1 protein-coding gene is annotated in these 606 nt (G+C 51.8%); it reads left to right on the top strand.

Going from position 1 to position 606, the window contains the following annotated elements; genetic code table 11:
* The coding region (locus tag KMAL_RS17490; RefSeq protein WP_219811436.1) for a hypothetical protein at nucleotides 1–304 on the top strand (304 nt) is incomplete at its 5' end.
* Nucleotides 305–606 lie beyond the last annotated feature (302 nt).

Raw genomic sequence — 606 nt, 5'->3', positions numbered from 1 at the left:
GGGAAAGCCGCTCTTCAACATCAAAAAAACCAGGCTGCTTCATATCGCCATTCCCTCAATCAACGCAGAAGAAATAGAATCATACAGAAGACCTCAAAACCAGGGGGTTTTTAGAACCCTCCACCTGATGCTCCTTCAGGATCCCGATGATCCGCTCCTGTGTGAAACGTGCTTTCTTCATCGTCTGTCTCTTATGGACAGACCTTACTTCAAATCGAGGGCATTTCAGGGGGCAGGGTCGATATTCCCGAACTGGGAACACTGGGAAATGGACAGGTTGTTGGGCTCGCAGACCAGGCAGTGAGGAAAGTGGCAGGGTAAAAGCTTTATTCGGGTTGGTCGGATTCATGTCAGAAACGCTCTGTACATGCCTACTCTGGTTGCCATGCGGCATAACCCTGACCTTCGAAGCATCTATCTTACGGCGTGTCGTCAGTTAAGCCCTGAATGTGGCACGTGTGGGTTGTACTTTATGGCTGTGAGGTGGTCCCGTCCGTTCGGACAGTTTTGCGGGCTTGATAAGCTATACCCGGTTGTTGTTATGCCGCCCTTCTGACGGCGTTGCTGTTGGCCATCTGGTCCGGGGTTAACCCCGGACCAGATGGC

The organism is Novacetimonas maltaceti, assembly GCF_002906255.1.
Taxonomy (GTDB): domain Bacteria; phylum Pseudomonadota; class Alphaproteobacteria; order Acetobacterales; family Acetobacteraceae; genus Novacetimonas; species Novacetimonas maltaceti.
Note: the sequence above shows the minus strand (reverse complement) of the source record. Positions and strands in the feature narration are given on the sequence as shown.